Source organism: Paenibacillus rhizosphaerae (assembly GCF_014192015.1).
GTDB lineage: Bacteria > Bacillota > Bacilli > Paenibacillales > Paenibacillaceae > Paenibacillus_AQ > Paenibacillus_AQ rhizosphaerae.
Genome location: NZ_JACHXJ010000002.1, coordinates 454,885 through 472,718, shown reverse-complemented (window position 1 = coordinate 472,718; position 17,834 = coordinate 454,885). Strand labels below are relative to the sequence as shown.

21 protein-coding genes are annotated in these 17,834 nt (G+C 53.4%); 7 read left to right on the top strand and 14 right to left on the bottom strand.

The features are described from left to right. Window positions 1-104 precede the first annotated feature (104 nt). Complete coding sequence (locus FHS19_RS10665; RefSeq protein ID WP_183581845.1) at window positions 105-821, top strand: Crp/Fnr family transcriptional regulator; 717 nt, start codon at window positions 105-107, stop codon at window positions 819-821. A gap of 438 nt (window positions 822-1,259) precedes the next feature. Continuing rightward, window positions 1,260-2,144: a hypothetical protein gene (locus tag FHS19_RS10660; RefSeq protein WP_183581844.1), complete on the top strand. Its 885-nt coding sequence runs from the start codon at window positions 1,260-1,262 to the stop codon at window positions 2,142-2,144. 65 nt (window positions 2,145-2,209) lie between these two features. Here the strand turns inward: FHS19_RS10660 and infC are convergent, their stop codons facing one another. The 9 genes from infC to FHS19_RS10615 all read right to left on the bottom strand — a co-directional run bounded on the left by infC (window position 2,210) and on the right by FHS19_RS10615 (window position 9,859). Continuing rightward, window positions 2,210-2,692, bottom strand: a complete 483-nt coding sequence (infC, locus tag FHS19_RS10655) for a translation initiation factor IF-3 (RefSeq protein ID WP_183581843.1) — start codon at window positions 2,690-2,692, stop codon at window positions 2,210-2,212. Between the two features lie 87 nt (window positions 2,693-2,779). Then, window positions 2,780-3,508, bottom strand: a complete 729-nt coding sequence (locus FHS19_RS10650) for a hypothetical protein (protein WP_183581842.1) — start codon at window positions 3,506-3,508, stop codon at window positions 2,780-2,782. Between the two features lie 131 nt (window positions 3,509-3,639). Then, on the bottom strand, window positions 3,640-4,359 hold the full coding sequence (locus FHS19_RS10645) for a hypothetical protein (RefSeq protein ID WP_183581841.1): 720 nt from the start codon (window positions 4,357-4,359) through the stop codon (window positions 3,640-3,642). A gap of 164 nt (window positions 4,360-4,523) precedes the next feature. Beyond that, the gene (locus FHS19_RS10640) at window positions 4,524-4,844 is read right to left on the bottom strand and encodes a winged helix-turn-helix transcriptional regulator (protein WP_183581840.1); all 321 of its coding nucleotides are present in this window, start codon (window positions 4,842-4,844) and stop codon (window positions 4,524-4,526) included. Between the two features lie 287 nt (window positions 4,845-5,131). Beyond that, window positions 5,132-5,863 (bottom strand): ThuA domain-containing protein, encoded by a 732-nt coding sequence (locus tag FHS19_RS10635; protein WP_145023765.1) that lies wholly within the window; start codon window positions 5,861-5,863, stop codon window positions 5,132-5,134. A 12-nt stretch (window positions 5,864-5,875) separates the two neighbouring features. Continuing rightward, window positions 5,876-6,844, bottom strand: a complete 969-nt coding sequence (locus FHS19_RS10630; protein ID WP_183581839.1) for a sugar phosphate isomerase/epimerase family protein — start codon at window positions 6,842-6,844, stop codon at window positions 5,876-5,878. 62 nt (window positions 6,845-6,906) lie between these two features. After that, window positions 6,907-8,001 carry a Gfo/Idh/MocA family protein gene (locus FHS19_RS10625; RefSeq protein WP_183581838.1) on the bottom strand — a complete coding sequence of 365 codons (1,095 nt, stop codon included), beginning with the start codon at window positions 7,999-8,001 and terminating at the stop codon, window positions 6,907-6,909. Further along, complete coding sequence (locus FHS19_RS10620; protein ID WP_183581837.1) at window positions 7,994-8,761, bottom strand: sugar phosphate isomerase/epimerase family protein; 768 nt, start codon at window positions 8,759-8,761, stop codon at window positions 7,994-7,996. The genes FHS19_RS10625 and FHS19_RS10620 overlap by 8 nt, the downstream gene beginning before the upstream one ends. A 48-nt stretch (window positions 8,762-8,809) precedes the next feature. Next, a complete protein-coding gene (locus FHS19_RS10615) occupies window positions 8,810-9,859 on the bottom strand; it encodes a Gfo/Idh/MocA family protein (RefSeq protein WP_183582891.1) in 1,050 nt (349 codons plus the stop codon). A 155-nt stretch (window positions 9,860-10,014) separates the two neighbouring features. Between FHS19_RS10615 and FHS19_RS10610 the strand changes: the two genes are divergently transcribed. Further along, complete coding sequence (locus tag FHS19_RS10610) at window positions 10,015-10,863, top strand: AraC family transcriptional regulator (protein WP_116229617.1); 849 nt, start codon at window positions 10,015-10,017, stop codon at window positions 10,861-10,863. Window positions 10,864-10,881: 18 nt separating this feature from the next. Continuing rightward, a complete protein-coding gene (locus FHS19_RS10605; protein WP_183582890.1) occupies window positions 10,882-11,154 on the top strand; it encodes a glycoside hydrolase family 99-like domain-containing protein in 273 nt (90 codons plus the stop codon). A 75-nt stretch (window positions 11,155-11,229) separates the two neighbouring features. Here FHS19_RS10605 and yxiS read toward each other — a convergent pair whose 3' ends face one another. The 3 genes from yxiS to FHS19_RS10590 form a co-directional block, all read right to left on the bottom strand. Further along, the gene (gene yxiS / locus FHS19_RS10600) at window positions 11,230-11,538 is read right to left on the bottom strand and encodes a protein YxiS (protein WP_076169969.1); all 309 of its coding nucleotides are present in this window, start codon (window positions 11,536-11,538) and stop codon (window positions 11,230-11,232) included. After that, complete coding sequence (locus FHS19_RS10595; protein WP_183581836.1) at window positions 11,531-12,496, bottom strand: Gfo/Idh/MocA family protein; 966 nt, start codon at window positions 12,494-12,496, stop codon at window positions 11,531-11,533. The genes yxiS and FHS19_RS10595 overlap by 8 nt, the downstream gene beginning before the upstream one ends. 93 nt (window positions 12,497-12,589) lie before the next feature. Further along, window positions 12,590-13,276 (bottom strand): TerC family protein, encoded by a 687-nt coding sequence (locus FHS19_RS10590; RefSeq protein WP_183581835.1) that lies wholly within the window; start codon window positions 13,274-13,276, stop codon window positions 12,590-12,592. A gap of 338 nt (window positions 13,277-13,614) precedes the next feature. Here FHS19_RS10590 and FHS19_RS10585 point away from each other — a divergent pair, with 338 nt between their 5' ends. Beyond that, on the top strand, window positions 13,615-14,229 hold the full coding sequence (locus FHS19_RS10585; protein WP_183581834.1) for a TVP38/TMEM64 family protein: 615 nt from the start codon (window positions 13,615-13,617) through the stop codon (window positions 14,227-14,229). A gap of 84 nt (window positions 14,230-14,313) precedes the next feature. Next, window positions 14,314-15,279 carry a peptide-methionine (S)-S-oxide reductase MsrA gene (gene msrA / locus FHS19_RS10580; protein ID WP_183581833.1) on the top strand — a complete coding sequence of 322 codons (966 nt, stop codon included), beginning with the start codon at window positions 14,314-14,316 and terminating at the stop codon, window positions 15,277-15,279. Between the two features lie 126 nt (window positions 15,280-15,405). On the opposite strand, the gene FHS19_RS10575 is transcribed toward msrA, so the two are convergent. After that, window positions 15,406-15,786, bottom strand: coding sequence for a lipid II flippase family protein (locus FHS19_RS10575; RefSeq protein WP_246426537.1), 381 nt, complete (start codon window positions 15,784-15,786; stop codon window positions 15,406-15,408). A gap of 81 nt (window positions 15,787-15,867) precedes the next feature. Between FHS19_RS10575 and FHS19_RS10570 the strand changes: the two genes are divergently transcribed. Next, window positions 15,868-16,332 (top strand): DUF2188 domain-containing protein, encoded by a 465-nt coding sequence (locus FHS19_RS10570; protein WP_183581831.1) that lies wholly within the window; start codon window positions 15,868-15,870, stop codon window positions 16,330-16,332. 144 nt (window positions 16,333-16,476) lie between these two features. Here FHS19_RS10570 and FHS19_RS10565 read toward each other — a convergent pair whose 3' ends face one another. Beyond that, window positions 16,477-17,181, bottom strand: coding sequence for a YitT family protein (locus FHS19_RS10565; RefSeq protein ID WP_183581830.1), 705 nt, complete (start codon window positions 17,179-17,181; stop codon window positions 16,477-16,479). Window positions 17,182-17,834 lie beyond the last annotated feature (653 nt).

Below are 17,834 nucleotides of genomic sequence, written 5' to 3'. Positions count from 1 at the left end.
ATTTGACACTTTTTGCCCGCCCGGCGCGCACTCAGCCGCCCGTATTCTCGCTATAATGAGGATAAAGGCAATCATTACAGCAAGTCAAAAAGGGGAAATGAACGATGAGCACACTGCCTGCACTCGAGGAAACGGTCCGGAATACATGCTGCTTCTCGGACACCAACTTCACACGGATGCTTTCCATGATGACGGAAATGAAAATGCCTGCGGGTTCCCACCTGTTCTGGGAAGGGGATGCTGCGGACAGATTTTATTATATCAACAGCGGATGCGTTAAATTAAGCAAATCCTCAGTCGAAGGGAAAGAGCTTATCGTCTATATGTATACAAGCGGTGATATCGTCGGTCAAGCCGACCCGATCGGCAGCCGTACGCACAGCTATACCGCCGAGGTGCTTGAGGACAGTATCATCGGCGTGATCGACCAGCAGGATATGGAATTTCTCATCTGCCAGGACGGCACTTTTGCGATGGATTTTATGAAATGGATGGGCAACCATCACCGGCTCACGCAGACCAAGTTCCGGGATTTAATGATGTACGGCAAGCCCGGCGCGCTCTGCTCGACGCTGATCCGGCTCGGTAATACGTACGGAGAACATACCGGAGGACGCATCATCATCCATAAAAAGCTCACCAATACGGATCTGTCGAACATGATCGGAGCTACGCGCGAGAGCGTGAACCGGATGCTGGCCGACCTCCGCAGATGCGGTGCCGTGGACATGGTGGACGGACTGATTGTCATTAACGACATCTCTCATCTGCAGGGCATCTGCCACTGTGAGCATTGCCCAAAAGAAATATGCCGGATCTAAGAGAAATCATCACTTCCCTCTGCGAGCAACGCAGGGGGTTTTTCATTGGCTAAAAGGAGGCTGTATGGCTTCGATTCCTTTCTACCATCCTCTAATTTTTCTCTTTCCACCCTTCCAAATACCTATATTCATTAAAGCGCTTTCTTCATATACTATTAAATGATTCTAAAGACCTATATATAATGCGGAATAAAGAACCGATCAATTGGATAGCACCTATTTCCAAGGACTCATCAACTACGCAGATCTACCTATCATGTCGTGGGCCTGCTATCAGACTACAGATCCTTGTAAGGAGGACTGAGATCCGCCAATACCAGGAACATCATTAGCATTACCCGCTGCCAGATCTGGTCATAAGGAATCGTGTTTGTCGTGAAAGAGGGTCCATCGAATCAGGTAGTACCGCATATCACATAAAGGAGTGTATCGATTGTCATGTCAAGTAAATATTCATTGCGTTCAGGATGGATTGCCGCCTTCGTTGTATTATGGTTTGCCGCGGGTCTCTTCCCCGGAAACGAGGCTAAAGCGGAAGGTTACACCAAAGCCACCTGGCTGTGGAACACGGTTCTGATCAAGACGGAAGCCAAGGAGATGCTGAAATTTTCGGCCGATCACGGAGTCCGTACGATTTATCTCCAGACCAACAGCGATATTCCTGCTTCCTACTATAAGAGCTTCATTAAGCAGGCCGGAGCTTTGGATATCCGGGTCGATGCGCTCAGCGGCGCCCCGTCCTGGGGACTTACCTCGGAACGTTACAAAATCACAAGCTTCCTCGAATGGGTGAAGGCGTACCAGAACGGCGCTGCAGAGGACGAGAAGTTCCAGGGCGTTCATGTCGATATTGAACCCCACGTGCTGCCTCAATGGAAGTCGGACCAGACCTCGGTCATCCGCCAATGGCAGGAGAACGTCCGGTATTTAACCGATAATGTGCGTGAAATGAATTTGCCAGTTGCCGCCGATATTCCGTTTTGGCTCTGCAACTATACGACAGCGGACGGAACAAGCACGCTGAGCCGCTTCATGATCAGCCAATATGACGCGGTTGCGATCATGTCCTACCGGGATACCGCTGACGGCATCTACAGCACCGCCAAACGCGAACTGGAAGAGGCAAACTATCTCGGCAAGCCGGCCTTTGCTTCCGTCGAAACGAAGCCGAGCAGCGAAGGCGAATTTATTACCTTCTATGAGGAAGGAAAAGCCTATATGGATTCCCAGCTGGGCAAGCTGCAGGAGATGGCTCAGGTCAACGCCTCATTCGCAGGGGTGTCCGTTCACGACCTCGACGGCTGGAGATCGCTTATAGACTAGACCGAACCGCAGAAAAGCCCCTGGGTGCCTGAATTTATCGGCGCCCGGGGGCTTTTGTCCTCTTGTTATGCGACCGGATCGATCTGTACGGCAGCCTGCTTGCCGCTCACTTGGATCCCTGTTTTGGCGCGGCCCCACTCCTTCAATTCCCGAATGAGGTCCTCCAGCAAAGCTTTGGCGGCGGCGCCCTCCTTGCCTTGCACCCGGACCACCAGCATGACCGCATTTCCCGCCTTTAATATTCGCGCAGCCTGCTGCTTTTTGGTGTCCAGATCATGCTCCTCGATGTTTGGGGTCAGCCGGATCTCCTTCACCTTTACCACCCGGTCGGGAGATTTGGCTTTGGCTTCCTGGGCTTCCTTCTTGGCGTCGGCGGCAGCCACCAGCCGGCACGGCGGCGGACTGCTCATCAGCGACGTGCAGACGAGGTCCACTTTCAGCCTGCGGGCCATGGCCAATGCTTCCTTAGTCGGGAGGATCCCGATATCCTCGCCGTTCAAGCCGGTTAATTCCACTTCTGACGCCTTGATCTTCTCATTCATCCACATGGGTTACCCTTCCTTCTACACACGACATGTATCATTAAACCTAGGCGTTCATATCAAATTAGATGTCAGCCTGGTTCAGCTTGTCCATCATACGCTTGCCCGCTCCAGCCTGATTTCCACTTCGTCCTGCGGTGTCAGCTTCATTTCCAAACCGCTATCCACCAGTTCCTTCCCGTTCACCTTGACGACCCACTTCTCCACCGATTTGGGACTGTATCCCTGAACGGTGTCCACGTACATTTTATTATCCGTCAGCTTGACGAAGCCGCTGTAAGCCAAGACGTCCCGAACGCTTTGATTCGCGGTGTACGGATATACGTAGGAATGTGTCATATCAGGCTTCATCGACCCGCCGTCCAGTTTCAGCACCGCAAATTCGGGAGCCTTCGCTTCTTTTCCGTCCTTTTTAGGATCGGTGTACTGAATGTTGATGGAAATTTCGTCATGCTCCTGCAGCACGGTGTCGAGGTTATCCTTGCCCAGCTTCTTGCCATTGATTTCAAATGCCCACTCAAATAACGGATCCAGGGACACCTGGCTGATCGTCAGGACGCTGCCGTTGTCGCTGAAACCGACAATGCCGCTTCTCTTTAGCCCTTCCCGGACCGTCACGCCCTGTTGCAAATATTGTTGTAAATTTTGGATGACCGCCGATGAGAAGAAACCGTCTTTTTCCGAGAGAGAGACTTCCCCATTGACGTCATTCGAATAAACGTTAGCCGATGCCTCCTCCTGGTCGGCTTGTTTACAGCCTGTCAGCAGCAGCGTTGTTATGATCAACATGATGAATGCAGCTTGTAGAACCGGCTTCCTCATCGAATAACCACCTTTGTTTCCGCAATTCGCAGGACTCTTCCAAAACGCAAATAGAGCCCTCCCCTGAGGACTCTATTTTACCATATACGAGCCGGGTCCGCATAATCCGCGCATTCCGGCAGATCCTTCCTTTAATCGATCAGAGGCTCCATAAACGTCCGGGTACCATCGGTATTTTTCAAATAAGGGCCCAAACCGAGAAAATTCGCCTGATCCACGTATACGCCTGTCATCCACGTGCCTTCCAGCACCTCGCCCCCAAACTGCAGCATCAGCGGCGGAGCCGATATATATTCCTGGTAGATCGGAAATTTCGCGTTGTGCTTCTTGTAACTTTTGCCAAGCTGGATCAGAGGGGCTTCATGAACATAGGTAGGCACAAAATAAGTGGAGATGACCTCCAGTTCTTCTTCTGTGAAAAAAGGAGTGTCGCCGAGAAAGGGGTGGAACATGGTGATTTCTTCGTACTGAGACCAGATGATGACCTGCAGCAGCATGCTCTGCACCCGACCGTTGTGAAAGATGTATTCATGCTTGGAGGTTCCGTCTGAGGTAGGGTTCGCTTCAAGGCTCTCGACATTATGCCGCTCACACCCGATGCATTTCCAGCCCGTAGGGCCTTGAATCCATTTCTGAAAAATCATACTGCTCTTGTCTTTGTCTTCGTCGGCAGGCGACACCTGAGCAGGCCTGTCTATGGTCCAGCGTTTCCAAATCGATTCCGGCCAATACCGGCACAGCATGCTGAGCGTCTTGTCGTAAATGCCCCGAACCTTGACCGAAGCGCTTTCAAGCTCGTGTACATCGTCCTTGCCGTACCCTAATCCCTGGGAGAGTATGATCTTCCTCATCGTCATCCGCCTCCTTATACGCCGAAAAGGCAGTTTTTTACCAATTATACTACAGACTCCGTCATTTGGTGCAAGTCTTTTCCTATAATTAACAAAAACCCTCCTTAATGGAAGGAAGGTTTGTCGTTAACGGGTTCCCGTAGAACCGTACTTTTCGGACGGTTTTACAGCTCAACCCACTGCTCTGCCCACTCTTGAACCTGCTCCATAACGGGACGCAGCGCCCGGCCTTTATCCGTCAGCTCATATTCGATACGGACAGGCGTTTCCGGATAAACGTGCCGAACCAGAATGCCTTCGGTTTCCAAGTCTTTCATGCGTTCGGACAGCATCTTATCACTCATCGAAGGGATCAAATTCGATATATCCTTGAACCGTTTCGGACCATCCATCAGGGAAAAAACGATCAAGCCGTTCCAGCGTTTTCCTAGTATGGAGAAAGCATTTTCGAATCGCGGACACATGCTAAATTGTTGTTGATTCATGATCTTCACCTCTTTACAGAATCCATGTAAACAGTTACGTCTCATGAACGCTTACATTAAGTTAGTACATTTCATTTTAACACATTTTTGTGCAAAATGAAACAAGACAACCGCTGGAAAGCTCCACAAATGTTCATTCCCTTTCAAAACGAGACTCCCGATTCCTTGCTGGTCCCATACTGATCCACTAATTTGCAGACAGTCCGAAAATCATGCATGCTCTGCAAACAAGCAAAAAAAAAGCGGCGGTTGAACCGCCGCTTTTGGCTGCTGTGCCTTGCGAATACTTACAATACTGCCGCCGGCTTCAGCTCTCTGACCGGCTGCATGTTGCCGAATACCGGAGCCGAAGTTTGGAGAGGATACGCCCAGTTGATCGCGTTGGCGATGACTTTCAGAATTTCCGGCTGGTAATAAGTCGGGAACGTCTCATGGCCCGGACGGAAATAGAAGATCTTCCCTTGGCCTCTGCGGAAGGTGCACCCGCTTCTGAACACTTCGCCGCCTTCGAAATTACTAATAAACACGAGCTCATCCGGAGCCGGAATATCGAAAAATTCGCCGTACATTTCCTCATGCTCGAGGATAATCTTGGCGTCAATGCCCATGGAAATCGGATGGGACGGGTTCACGTTCCAAATGATTTCCTGCTCTCCGGCTTCTCTCCATTTGAGATCGCAGGAGGTTCCCATCAACGCTTTAAACGGTTTGGAGAAATGGCCGGAGTGCAGCACGATGAGGCCCATGCCGCCAAGCACGCGTTTTACGACACGCGCCACCACCTCGTCGCTGACTTGGTCGTGGGCCATATGGCCCCACCATACAAGCACGTCTGTGGCATTCAGCACTTCTTCGGTCAAACCATGCTCCGGCTGGTCCAGCGTCGCCGTTGTAATCGCAAAGCCGTTGCCGTCCAGCCCCGCTGCCAGCGCGGCATGAATGCCTTCCGGATAGACTGCCTTCACTTCGTCGTGAATATTTTCATGAACGAATTCGTTCCAAATGGTTACATTAATCACTGATTTATCCCCCTAGACCCACCACATCTCGCCGAGTGGCTCTTCGATAAGTACTTGCTGCAGGTTTTGAACGGCTTTGGAGAAGCCTTCTTCAACAGACATCAGGCCGTCTTCATGCTCGATGCTGACAACATAATCATAGCCGACGAGGCGCAGTGCGCTGATAATGTCAGCCCATGTTTTCACGTCGTGGCCGTAGCCTACGCTGCGGAACTGCCAAGCGCGGTCCAGCATGTTCGTGTAGGACTGCATATCGGTCAGGCCGTATTTGTTGACGTTGATCGGATCGATAACGGTATCCTTCGCGTGGAAGTGATGGATCGCACCTTCACGGCCCAAAATGTGGATCGCCTGCACCGGATCGATGCCCTGCCACCACATGTGGCTCGGATCCAGGTTGGCGCCGATCGTTTCGCCGGCCGCTTCACGCAGGCGGAGCAGCGTCGCAGGCGTGTGCACCGAGAATCCGCCGTGGAGCTCCAGCGCGATTTTTACGTTATGCTCTTTGGCAAACTTCGCTTGTTCGGTCCAGTAAGGGATGACTTTGTTCTCCCACTGCCATGCGAGCACTTCCTGGTAATCGTTTGGCCAAGGCGCAACCGGCCAGTTCGGATATTTGGCATCCTCATGGTCGCCAGGGCATCCGGAGAACGTGGTTACCACTTCAACGCCCAATTTCTCAGCCAGCAGCACCGAGTTTACGAAATCCTCGTGGTCGGCTTGAGCCAGATGCTTCTGCGGATGCAGCGGGTTGCCATGGCAGCTCAGCGAGCTGATCGTCAGGCCGCGGGATTCGATCGCATCCTTGAACTGCTTTAATGCGGCTTCGTCCTTCAGCAGCTCCGCCGGCTTGCAGTGCGTGTTGCCGGGATTGCCCCCAGTTCCGATTTCAACAGCCTTCAATCCTTTGGAGACGACATAATCCAAAGCGTCCTCCAGTTTGCGTCCACCAAACAATACCATAAATACTCCCAGTTTCAAGTGTACTCCTCCTCATTCTTGGTTATCGTAGCTATAAATAATTGCTTCTATGCAAAGGATGACTATTCCTCAAAATAAACGGCTTTGCCCGTTTTGGCAGACTCGTAAATGGCTTCCAGAATCTGCGTGACCACATATGCCTGCTCCGGTTTGACAACCGGATCTTTATCTTCCAGGATGGCTTCGAGCCACTGGCGCTGCTCCTTGTCGGCATCGGTCTCTGCCGATCCGGAGTAGAAGGCTACGCCGCCGGCGTTCAGATCCACCGTGGTTTCATAGAGGCGGCTCATTTTCTCGCCATTGATGCGCAGGCCGTCCTTCATGTCAGCCCCGCCTTCCGTCCCGGCAAGAACCGTTTTCGCTTCCCCGGTTTCCACGACGTTCAGCGCCCAGCTGGACTCCAGAACGATGGTTGCGCCGTTCTGCATCGTAATGAAACCGAATGCGGAATCCTCTACCTTGAATTCTTCCGGATTCCACGGGCCGAAGGCATTGGCCGCATTCTCTTTATGACCCAGCTTGTGGAAAGTGCTCCCGAGCACGCTCTTCGGCTGATAGTTGTCCATCAGCCAGAGCGTCAGGTCGAGCGCGTGGGTGCCGATATCGATCAGCGGCCCCCCGCCTTGCTTTTCCTCGTCAAGGAACACGCCCCAGGTCGGAACGGCACGGCGGCGGATGGCCAGCGCTTTGCCGTAATAAATGTCGCCGAGCTCCCCGTTCTCGCACAATTCCTTCAAGTATTGGCTGTCGTTGCGGAAACGATTCTGGTAGCCGATCGTCAGCTTCTTGCCTGTGCGCTTGGCGGCGTCCACCATCTCTTTGGCCTCGGCGGCCGTCTTGGCCATCGGCTTTTCGCACATGACATGCTTGCCGGCTTCCAGCGCCGCCACCGAAATGACGGAGTGGGAATCATTCGGCGTACATACATGAATGACGTCGATGCTTGCGTCCTTCAGCAGTTCGCGGAAATCCGTATACACTTTGGCGCCTTCTGCGCCGAACTCGGCAGCGGCCTTCTCGGCGCGCTCCTGCACGATATCGCAGAACGCAACCATTTCCGCCTGGGGCTGCTTCTTGAGACTCGGCATATGCTTGCCGTTGGCGATTCCTCCACAGCCGATAATGCCGATTCTTAGGGTTTTGCTTGAGCTAGACATTCACGGGTCCTCCGTTTCTGGCATAAGATTTGATCCATTCCATGCTGGCTGCAATGCTTTCGAGCGGTGGTCTTTCACAGAAATCCTGCTCCACAACGATCCATTCCACGCCGGCTTGATCCGCTGCCTCGGCTACGGCTTCCAGGTTGACTTCGCCTGCGCCGAGCTCGACCGTCTGCGGTGTGCCGTCTTCTTTCCGCTTTACGTCCTTCCAGTGCACAATCGGAAGGCGTCCCGCATACTTCTCGATGTACTCCACCGGATCGTAGCCGGCAAAATATACCCAGCACGTATCCAGCTCGACCTTCAGCAGGTCGGCGGGCACCGCTTCATACATCGCGTCGAACACCGTTTCCTCGCCGCGCGTTTCCGTAAATTCAAAATCGTGGTTATGATACAGCAAGGTCGCTCCCTGAGCGGCGCATTTCTCGCCGATACGCTTCAGGTTGTCAAACACCTCGTCCCACTTGCGCTGCTCCTCGCCAAGGTAAGGAACGATCAGGCTGCTGTTGCCGATCTCCTTGTTATAGGCGATTTCCTCGTCCAGTGCGTTCTGCATCCGGTCGTACGGCGTATGGGTCCCGATGGCGACCAGACCGTTCTCGTCCAGCAGCTTCTTGACCTCGGCGCTGGAGCGTCCGAAGAAGGTGTGGAATTCCACGCCCTGATAACCCAGCTCTGCTACTTTCTTCAACGTACCCTCAAAATCCTTTTCCATTTCATCACGAACCGTATATAACTGCAGTCCAAGCTTCAACATATTGGTTCACCCCTGTGTTCGCTTATTGTCATCTCGTGAAGATGACCGTCATTCATGGCTGCTCGCAAGTACGACATGGCTGCCGCTAATGGAAGACTCTTCAAAGGCATACATGGCTTCCAGCACGTGGTAAGCCAGATTGCCGTTGGCCCGGTGCTTCCGCCCCGAGCGGATCGCTTCGACCATGTCGTTTACGCCGCGGCCGCGTTCATTCTGGGTGCTCTCAAATATGGGCGTCAGCACCTCCCAGTCGCTGGAACCGCTGCGGCGAAGCTTGACGTCGCCGTTAAAGAAGTTCGGATCCGGCAGACTGAGCGTTCCTTCCGTACCGTAAATTTCAATCCACGGCAGATTGGCCCCAGCTTTAACATCAAAGCTGGTAATCATCGTGGCGATGGCGCCTTGTTTAAAATCGATGGTGCCTGCCAGATGGGTCGGTGTCTGCACTTGAATCTGCTGGCCGCTCTTAGGCCCCGAGCCGATCGTCCGCACCGGAATCTGGGCACCCACCGAGGCGCTGATCCGGCGGATCGAGCCAAGCAGCTCTACCAGCGCCGTCAGGTAATACGGACCCATGTCCAGCATCGGACCGCCGCCCGGCGCGTAGAAAAATTCAGGGTCCGGATGCCAGCCCTCCGGGCCGCCGCCCATCATAAATGCGGTTGCCGCCACGGGTATACCGATCCTCCCGGCATCGATCGCCGCTTTGGCGGTCTGCACGCCTGATCCAAGGAACGTATCCGGCGCGCTTCCGGCGCGCAGGCCTTTCTGCTCCGCCAGTTCAACCACGCGCTTGCCGTCCGGCAGCGAGGTTGCCAGCGGCTTCTCCGCGTATACATGCTTGCCGGCTTCAAGCGCCGCCAAATCGATGGAGGCATGGCTGCCGGGAATCGTCAGGTTGATGACGAGCTCAATTTCCTTATCCCCCAGCAGCTCATCCACGGTGTATGCGTTTGCAATCCCAAACTCTTCAGCCCGCGCCTGGGCGCGTTCAGTCACCAGGTCGGCAACCGCCACCACTTCAACGACCGGGCTTTTCTTTAAATTCTCCAGGTAAATGGCACTGATGTTGCCGCAGCCGATAATGCCGGCTTTCATTTTGTTTTCCACGAAAGTCACTCCTTACGATGCGGAATGCGTATTCAACAATCTAGTAACATGGTATTCCGAATTTATTTATATTAAAATGAATAATATGATCGAAACATGAACAATCTGGTCATTATTTTTTTGATTGCAAAGGGAGTCATACCATGTCCACCCAAGATTCAGTCCACATTTATACAGCAGGATTTTCATTTCATCATAAACCGTTCTACATGAGCGAGATGGACGGAGTTAAAAATTACCTCATGCGTCTGCAGACCGACGGCAGATGCCGCGCACTGGTGGACGGTGAGCTCGTTCCCGTGGAGTCGGGCGATCTCTTGATTTATTCTCCTGACGAGCCTTACGAGCTGTTGATCGGTGAGGAGCCGAACGCTCAAGGCGAGCTTGCCGTGGAAAGCGGCGACTATCATATTTTTTTCGGCGGTGAGTGGATCGACCAGTGGTGGGCCAAGCAGAAACGGCCGACGCGCATCCGCGTCCCTCTTAACGAGAGCCTGCTCAGCCTGTTCCGCCAAATCGTGCTGGAGCAGCGGAGAATGTCCAATCCGTATCCCGAAATATCCGGATACTATATGCGGATTTTATGCCTCGAAACGGACCGCCTCCTGAGCGAGCATCCCTCCACGACCCCGAGAACGTACTTGGCTTACCGCATGAAGCATTTTATTGAAGAACACGCCTCGTTGTCCTTCAAGCTGGAGGATGTCGCTTCGCATGTCGGCATCAGCGTCTCCAGGGCGGTCCATCTGTTTAAGGAGGCCTTCGGGACAAGCATTATGCAGTATACGCTGGATGTCCGGCTGGAAATGGCCCGTGAGCGGATCGTGTTTAGTCCGATGTCGCTCGAAGACATTGCGGAAACGTCGGGATTCGGCAGTTATACGTATTTCCACCGGGTGTTCCGGTCCCGGTTCGGCAAGTCGCCCAAGGAGTACCGCATGGAGAACAGGGAGCAGATCCAGACCGGGATCGGCGTCCGTTCGCCGAACTAAAACATCGGATAAGACAGGCTGAAGCCGGCGCGGATAAGCGCCGGTTTTTTCACGCTGCCAGCCGCAGCATCTCCGCGCAAGTTCGGCTGGTATCTGGCAAGGCAGATCGAAAGGGCAAGCCGGCTGTACCGCAGCGAGTCTCTGTTTATCAACGCCTGGAACGAATGGGCGGAAGGAGCTTACCTTGAACCGGACCGGCATCACGGCTACCAATATTTGAACGCGGTGAAAAACGCGCTTGAAGCATTCCGCGGGCTATATCGGCCGCAAATAAGCTCTCCCGCCCTATGAGCAAAGAAGCCATGCCCCCGATACGGGGCATGGCTTCTGGACTGCTTTATCATTCGATGCCACAGCAAAAATTGCTTATTTTTTGGCTCTCGCCGCGATCGTTTCAGATACGACAAACGCCAAGTCTTCGTTGCCGAACAGGGACAGAACACCAAGCACGGTATCGTCCGGAATCGGGCCGGCCTCCTCTTTAGGTACAGTCAGGTCCAGCACCCGCTGCAGGCGCTCGTTGTCCCCCTGCTGCGGATATGCCTGCCGGTACAGCTCCAGGGGGTCCAATCCGTGATTGACGCACCACTGGGCAAAAACCAGGATCATCATATCCTCATCCTGCCGGTAGCTTTCCACGATGCCTTCTTCCAGCGACTTCTGCCGTTCATCCATTGTCAGTCCCCCCCTTCTTCTGCTCCGCCAGCCTCGATGCCAGCTCATGGCTGCGCATGACCCGCTCGGCGCGAATGGTGCAGTCTTCCGGAGAAGCGAGATGCTCCAGAAAATGGTCCACGGCCCCGCTGAAGCCTCGCCTATGCAGGATCGAATCCCAGCTTCCGAATTCGCATGTCTCGGGCAGCCTTCCCTGCCCGCACAGAACCGCATGCTCCAGATTAACGACTTCCGCCGACCGGCCGCTTCCGTGAAGCTCGAGCTTCTCTACATCCGTTCCGGCTTGCCGGACCATACTGTACCTTCCCGTGGCATTTCGGCCGAAGCCAAGCTCGCCGGAGGTGTGCAGCAGCCGGCCCTGTTCATCCTCGCTTAGATGGTGATGAAGCAGCTCGTAATCCTTTCCGCCCAGCCAGAGCAGCAGGTCCAGCATATGGATCAGATCGTCGTAAATCGTGTCGCTGCTGCTCCCTTTCTGCAGGGTGGTCCGGTGCTTGGTGGCAGCGGCTTGAACAAATCCGCCGGTCTCTTCAATCCATGCCTTTGCCCGCATATACAATGGGGCAAACCGGCGGTTAAAGCCTACCGCAAGCAGCAAGCCTTGCTTTGAAGCCAGAGCGGCCAGTTCCCTGGACTTGGCGAGATCCGTCGTCAGCGGCTTGTCGACATAGACGGATACCCCGCGTTCCAAACAGGCTTTGACCACGTCATAATGGGTGTCTGTCGGGCTGTGGACAAAAACGGCATCCAGGTCCCATGACAGCAATTCTTCCAGGTCGGTCGTCCCTTGAGGAAACCGGTAAGTCTGCGTCACGCGCTGCACCGTAGCTTCGGAGCGGCTCATCACCCCGGCGACCTCCACCTTCTCATGGTGGGCCAGCAGCGGAAGATATACCTTGTGGGCGATATCGCCGAGCCCCGCCAGCGCAACCTTCCGCTTACGATTTATTACATTCATGCCTAGGGTCCACCTTTCTCCAATCCAACGTACCTTCCGGACATGCCGGACAGATACCCATTATACCGTGTTTGGCCGGTATTTTTAAGACGTTTACAGCGACTCTACCGCCCGGTTTTCCTTCTGCTTCTTCTTTTTGGTCAGCAGTCCCGCTACGACGACGGCGGCAATGATTACAATTTCAAACCCGTACTTCAGGACCGGGCTGGCAAACCAGTCGTGAATGAGCGGCTCCTCCACCAGCATTTTGGATGCCGTCCAGGCCAGTACCGCCGCGCCGATCGTAATAATGACCGGGAAGCGTTCCGTCAGCTTCAGAATGATCGTGCTGCCCCATACCATGATCGGCACCGAAATTGCCAGGCCGATAATGACGAGCAGGAAGTCTCCATGAGCCGCTCCGGCTACCGCCAGCACGTTATCGAGCCCCATCATGGCATCGGCGATAATGATCGTGCGGATGGCCGCCCACAATTGATTTCCTGCCGAAATGTCGTGCTTTTTCTCATCTATCAGCAGCTTATACGCGATCCATACGAGCGCGATTCCCCCGACAAGCCGCAGTCCCGGGATCAGCAGCAGCTGTACGACCAGCAGCGTGGCGATGACCCGGATGATGACGGCACCGACGGTCCCCCAAATAATGACTTTTTTCTGGTCTTCTTTTTTGACGTTCCGTGCGGCGAGCCCGATTACAATGGCGTTATCGCCGGCAAGAACCAGGTCAATGATGACGATGGACATAAGCGCTGCCCAAAATGCCATAGTAAACAATTCCATACGATTTCCACCTTTCTGTGTTTGAGTGAAATGATTAGTCGCCGCACTAAAAAAAGCGCCCCTTACCTTCATTAGGTAAAATGGCGCTTTTTGCCCACCAAAAAAGACCTTTACCTAATGAAAAATCAGGCAAAGGTCTCGCAAAACAACATAATCGTTGCCAATAAAGCCGGGGATACCGATCCCGTAGTGACGACTTTATTGCATGAGCTACTCCCCTTTGGGAACTATTCACTTGTTGGAACCATTATAGCAAAACTCTAATGCAATTACTATAATTTTTATTCATTAATTTTTGGTATGATGGAGATTATAGGCTAAGTGGAAAGGAAATCACGATGAAAAAATGGCTGCTGCCCCTCTTGTACATCCTACTGCTCGTTTGGGCCTTCCTGTACCGGGACGCGATCATGGCGGCGCTTAGCGAAAGGCCGTCATTCCTTCTGCTGGTCGGAATAGCCGCCTTGGTCGCCCTGTTCCCTGTCGTTCCCTATAAGCTGGTCATCGCGGCGCTCGGCTACGCCTACGGTACCCTGTGGGCGGCGGTCGTCGCCTGGATCGGAACGATGCTGGCGGCCACGATTCTGTACGGGCTCGTCCGCTACTTGTTTCGGGACCGTGGCAGGCAGTATCTGGAACGGATCAAGTCGCTGCAGACCTTTACCACATTTATTGAAACGCATCCTTTTGTCAGTATAGCCGCCGCGCGGGTCATACCGATCGTTCCGCAGATGGCGGTCAACATATTCGCCGGGGCCGCGGCGCTTCCCTTCTGGAGCTACACCGCCGCTTCCGGGATTGGCAAGGTGCCGGGCATCCTGCTGTATGCCTACCTGGGCGGCAATCTGTCCGCACATCCGTGGATCTCCGCCGCTGCAGCTGCCGCTTATGTCCTTTTGCTCGGGCTGATCGCGGTAATGTACCGCCGCCTCTCCCGAATGAGACCGAAATAACCGGGCTCCTTGGTTCCCTTGCGCGGATGGATTATAATGGAGTTGTACACCTTACTTACGATTTGAAAGAAACGGAGTGATATCATGAGCGACGTACAACCAGTTGAACATAAAGCCACTTTTGCGGGTGGATGCTTTTGGTGCATGGTAACCCCGTTTGAAGAGCTGCCAGGCATCGTCCGCATCGTGTCCGGGTACACCGGCGGCCATAAGCCGAACCCGACTTACGAGGAAGTATGCTCTGAAACGACGGGGCATGTGGAAGCAGTGCAGATTACGTTCAATCCGGACATTTTTCCTTATGAAAAGCTGCTGGAGCTGTTCTGGCAGCAGATCGATCCGACCGATGCGGGCGGGCAGTTCTACGATCGCGGCTCATCCTACCAGACCGCTATTTTTTATCACAGCGAGGAGCAGCGTGAGAAGGCCGAAGCATCCAAGCAGGCGCTCGAAAGAAGCGGTCGCTTTGACAAGCCGATCGTGACGCCGATTTTGCCTGCCGCCCCGTTCTATGAAGCGGAAGAGTACCACCAGGATTACCACAAGAAAAACCCGGGACATTACAAACGGTACCGGAAAGGATCAGGCCGCGATGACTTCCTGGAGAAGCACTGGACTCCTGAGAAAAACAAGGAAGAACTGAAACAGCGCCTGACGCCGATTCAATACGAAGTTACCCAGAACAATGCCACGGAGCGGCCGTTCCAAAATGAATTCTGGGATCATCATGGCGACGGTATTTACGTCGACATCGTGTCCGGTGAGCCGCTGTTCAGCTCTACGGACAAATATGATTCCGGCTGCGGCTGGCCGAGCTTTACCCGGCCGATCCGGGACTACTCCATCAAGGAGAAGCTGGACATGAGCCATATGATGGTGCGGACCGAGGTGCGCAGCAAAGGCTCGGACTCGCATCTGGGCCATGTATTTGACGACGGACCGGGGCCGAACGGCCTGCGCTACTGCATCAACTCTGCAGCGCTTCGCTTTATTCCGAAGGAAGACCTGGATAAGGAAGGATACTCCGAATATAAAGTGCTGTTTGAATAAACGGCGATGCCGTTCTATGCGAGAGCAGCGGCTGACAGGCACTGGTGATCGTTCTTTCATATAAAAAAAGGTAAGGCTTGCTGCCTTACCTTTTTTATTGCCGTACCCTTGCTCCGTCGCTCCAGATCAGCCGGAGATAAGCCAACCGATCCAGAACGCGCAGGGAACGAGCAAAAGCTGGGCCGCGATCGTCCCGGCGCAGCGGGATACGAGCATCAGGCCGAGCACCTGATTCATCCGTCCCAGACGCGACTCTCCACGCAAGGTCCGATCCGACAGCAGAGCGATCCGCGGATCGACGAGCAGCGTCAGCAGAATCGTCGCCACCCCGTTGATCAGACCGGAGGAGGTCGATGCCGTCAGCCGGGAATCCGGCCACAGATAAGCGGCATACAGCGCGGGCAGCACACCGACGGTATATATGGCCGTCACAGCCATATTGATCACCATCAGGCGTCTGGGCATTCGGCCTTGAAACAGGCTGCGCAGCATCTGGAAATTCGGCATAACAGGCGGATGACCATCGTTTGATTTACGCGACGCCGGGTAATATAGGGGTAAACGAGAACTGGTTTGGAGGGATGGATAATGCCTTGGAATAAGCATGATTACCCTGTATCTATGAAAAACTTGGAGCCCCGTGTGCGGAATAAGGCGGTCGAAATCGCCAACGCGCTGCTCGAGGAAGGCTATGAGGAAGGACGCGCCATTGCCATCGGCACGGCGCAGGCGGAAAAGTGGAATGAGGATCATCCGGCCGGTGAAGATGGGCAATCACAGCATACGTCCGGCCATTCGGATGACGAGCGGGACGAGCAGTCAGGCAAGTCTTCCCGGTCCCGCAGAGGCCAGAGCGGCGATGCCGACGTCCATGTCGTAACCCATGAGGACGGATGGGCGCTCAAGGTGGAAGGCAAAGCCAAGCCTTTGTCGACTTTTGGATCGAAGAAGGAAGCTATGGATGAAGCGGAAGACTACGCCGAGAAGCACGATGTCCATGCCATCGTTCATGGTAAAGACGGCAAAATCGAGAGCAATCGAAGTTATTCGTGATCCTGTTCATGCCATCATTCATGCAAGGACGGCAAAATTGAGCGAAGTATTCTTGATATGTTTTGGCGGGAGGCTTCTTACGTTGCCCCACCCTGCCGTAAACAGCAAACCGCCTGATTCCCTCAGGAACCAGGCGGTTATCTATCAGTGGACACTCCGAACTTTGTGAACGGGTTTGGCTGCAGGCTGTTTCTGTCCCGCGGACATTTTAGGTGCGGCATCTCCCGCTGCCGGCGAGGTACGATGCGCACGAAACGAGACCGTATAAGTGATCATTTTCCCTGCAATGCTTACGGCCAAAATCGTAAACAACGTTTCCTGGAGAGGCAGATAAAACAGGGACACCAGCAGGACGACCGCATCGAGCAGAATAAATACGGTGCCGACTTTAAGGCCGGTGAGACGGCTGAGCAGCAGAGACACGATATCGTCGCCGCCTGTCGCTCCTCCAAACCGCAGCACCAGTCCGGTTGCAAAGCCGGACAAGACGCCTGACAGCAGCGCTGCAAGCAGCAGGTTGCCGTGAAGATTGATGTCAAGCGCAGAGTAGCGTTCCATCAGATCGTAAAAAACGGAAAACGAAACGGTCGCCACAAGCGTGTTCACAATAAATTTGCGTCCATTCAGCAGCAGCGCCACCAGGATCACCGGAATATCCAGGATCAGCACGGTCACTGCCGGGTCAAATCCGAATGCGTACTTGCCGAGCAGCGACAGTCCAACAAAGCCGCCCTCGGATAGATGATTCTGAAAATTAATGTGATAATACGTAAAAGCCAGTAAAAAAGTACCTAACATCATAATAGCGATTGGTCGAAGCATTGAAATTACATGGTCTTTCTTCCTCATACAGGTTACCCCTCATCGTAGTTAGTTGGTCAGGGACGCGACTAACTTCCGCGGGAAGAAACCTGTAGGACCGAGTCCTTCGCATCTTAAGCTTCCTTCTTTCGCGAGAAGTTTGTCACAACCCAATATCCGGGCGCTTGTTCTCTACGATGGAAGCTAAGTGTAAGAGAGATCATAACGTTTCCAAATCGTCCTTTGGGGAATGTTCCTTCGGGGACACATGGTATCCTGATCCTTTCTTTTGTTTGATAACTTCTATACTTATTATACCACAGTTGCACTGCCTGCTAAACAGCTTGCTGCGGAGAATGCGTTAGAATACGTCTATTGTCGTGCATTCTATGAAGCCAGACTGCTTTTTAATATGGTAGTTTTTCTTGCGATATAAGGAAACCAGCCTCCGAAGCTTATAGTTTCTTATATCTAAAAGAAGGGCTTCTATGCCGCAGGCACTGTCATCCAGATTTCAGGAATGATACCGTGATACCGTGTCATATCCTATGCCCTTTTCCGTCGGATCATGTCTTCCAGAACGTAATTTCAAGTTCACACAATGTCAATTATTTATGTGACTGAAATCACAATAAAGGGTATGCGGCTTTTCTATACTTAACTTATGAAACCGTTAAATATTACGTTGAAAGAAGGAACCT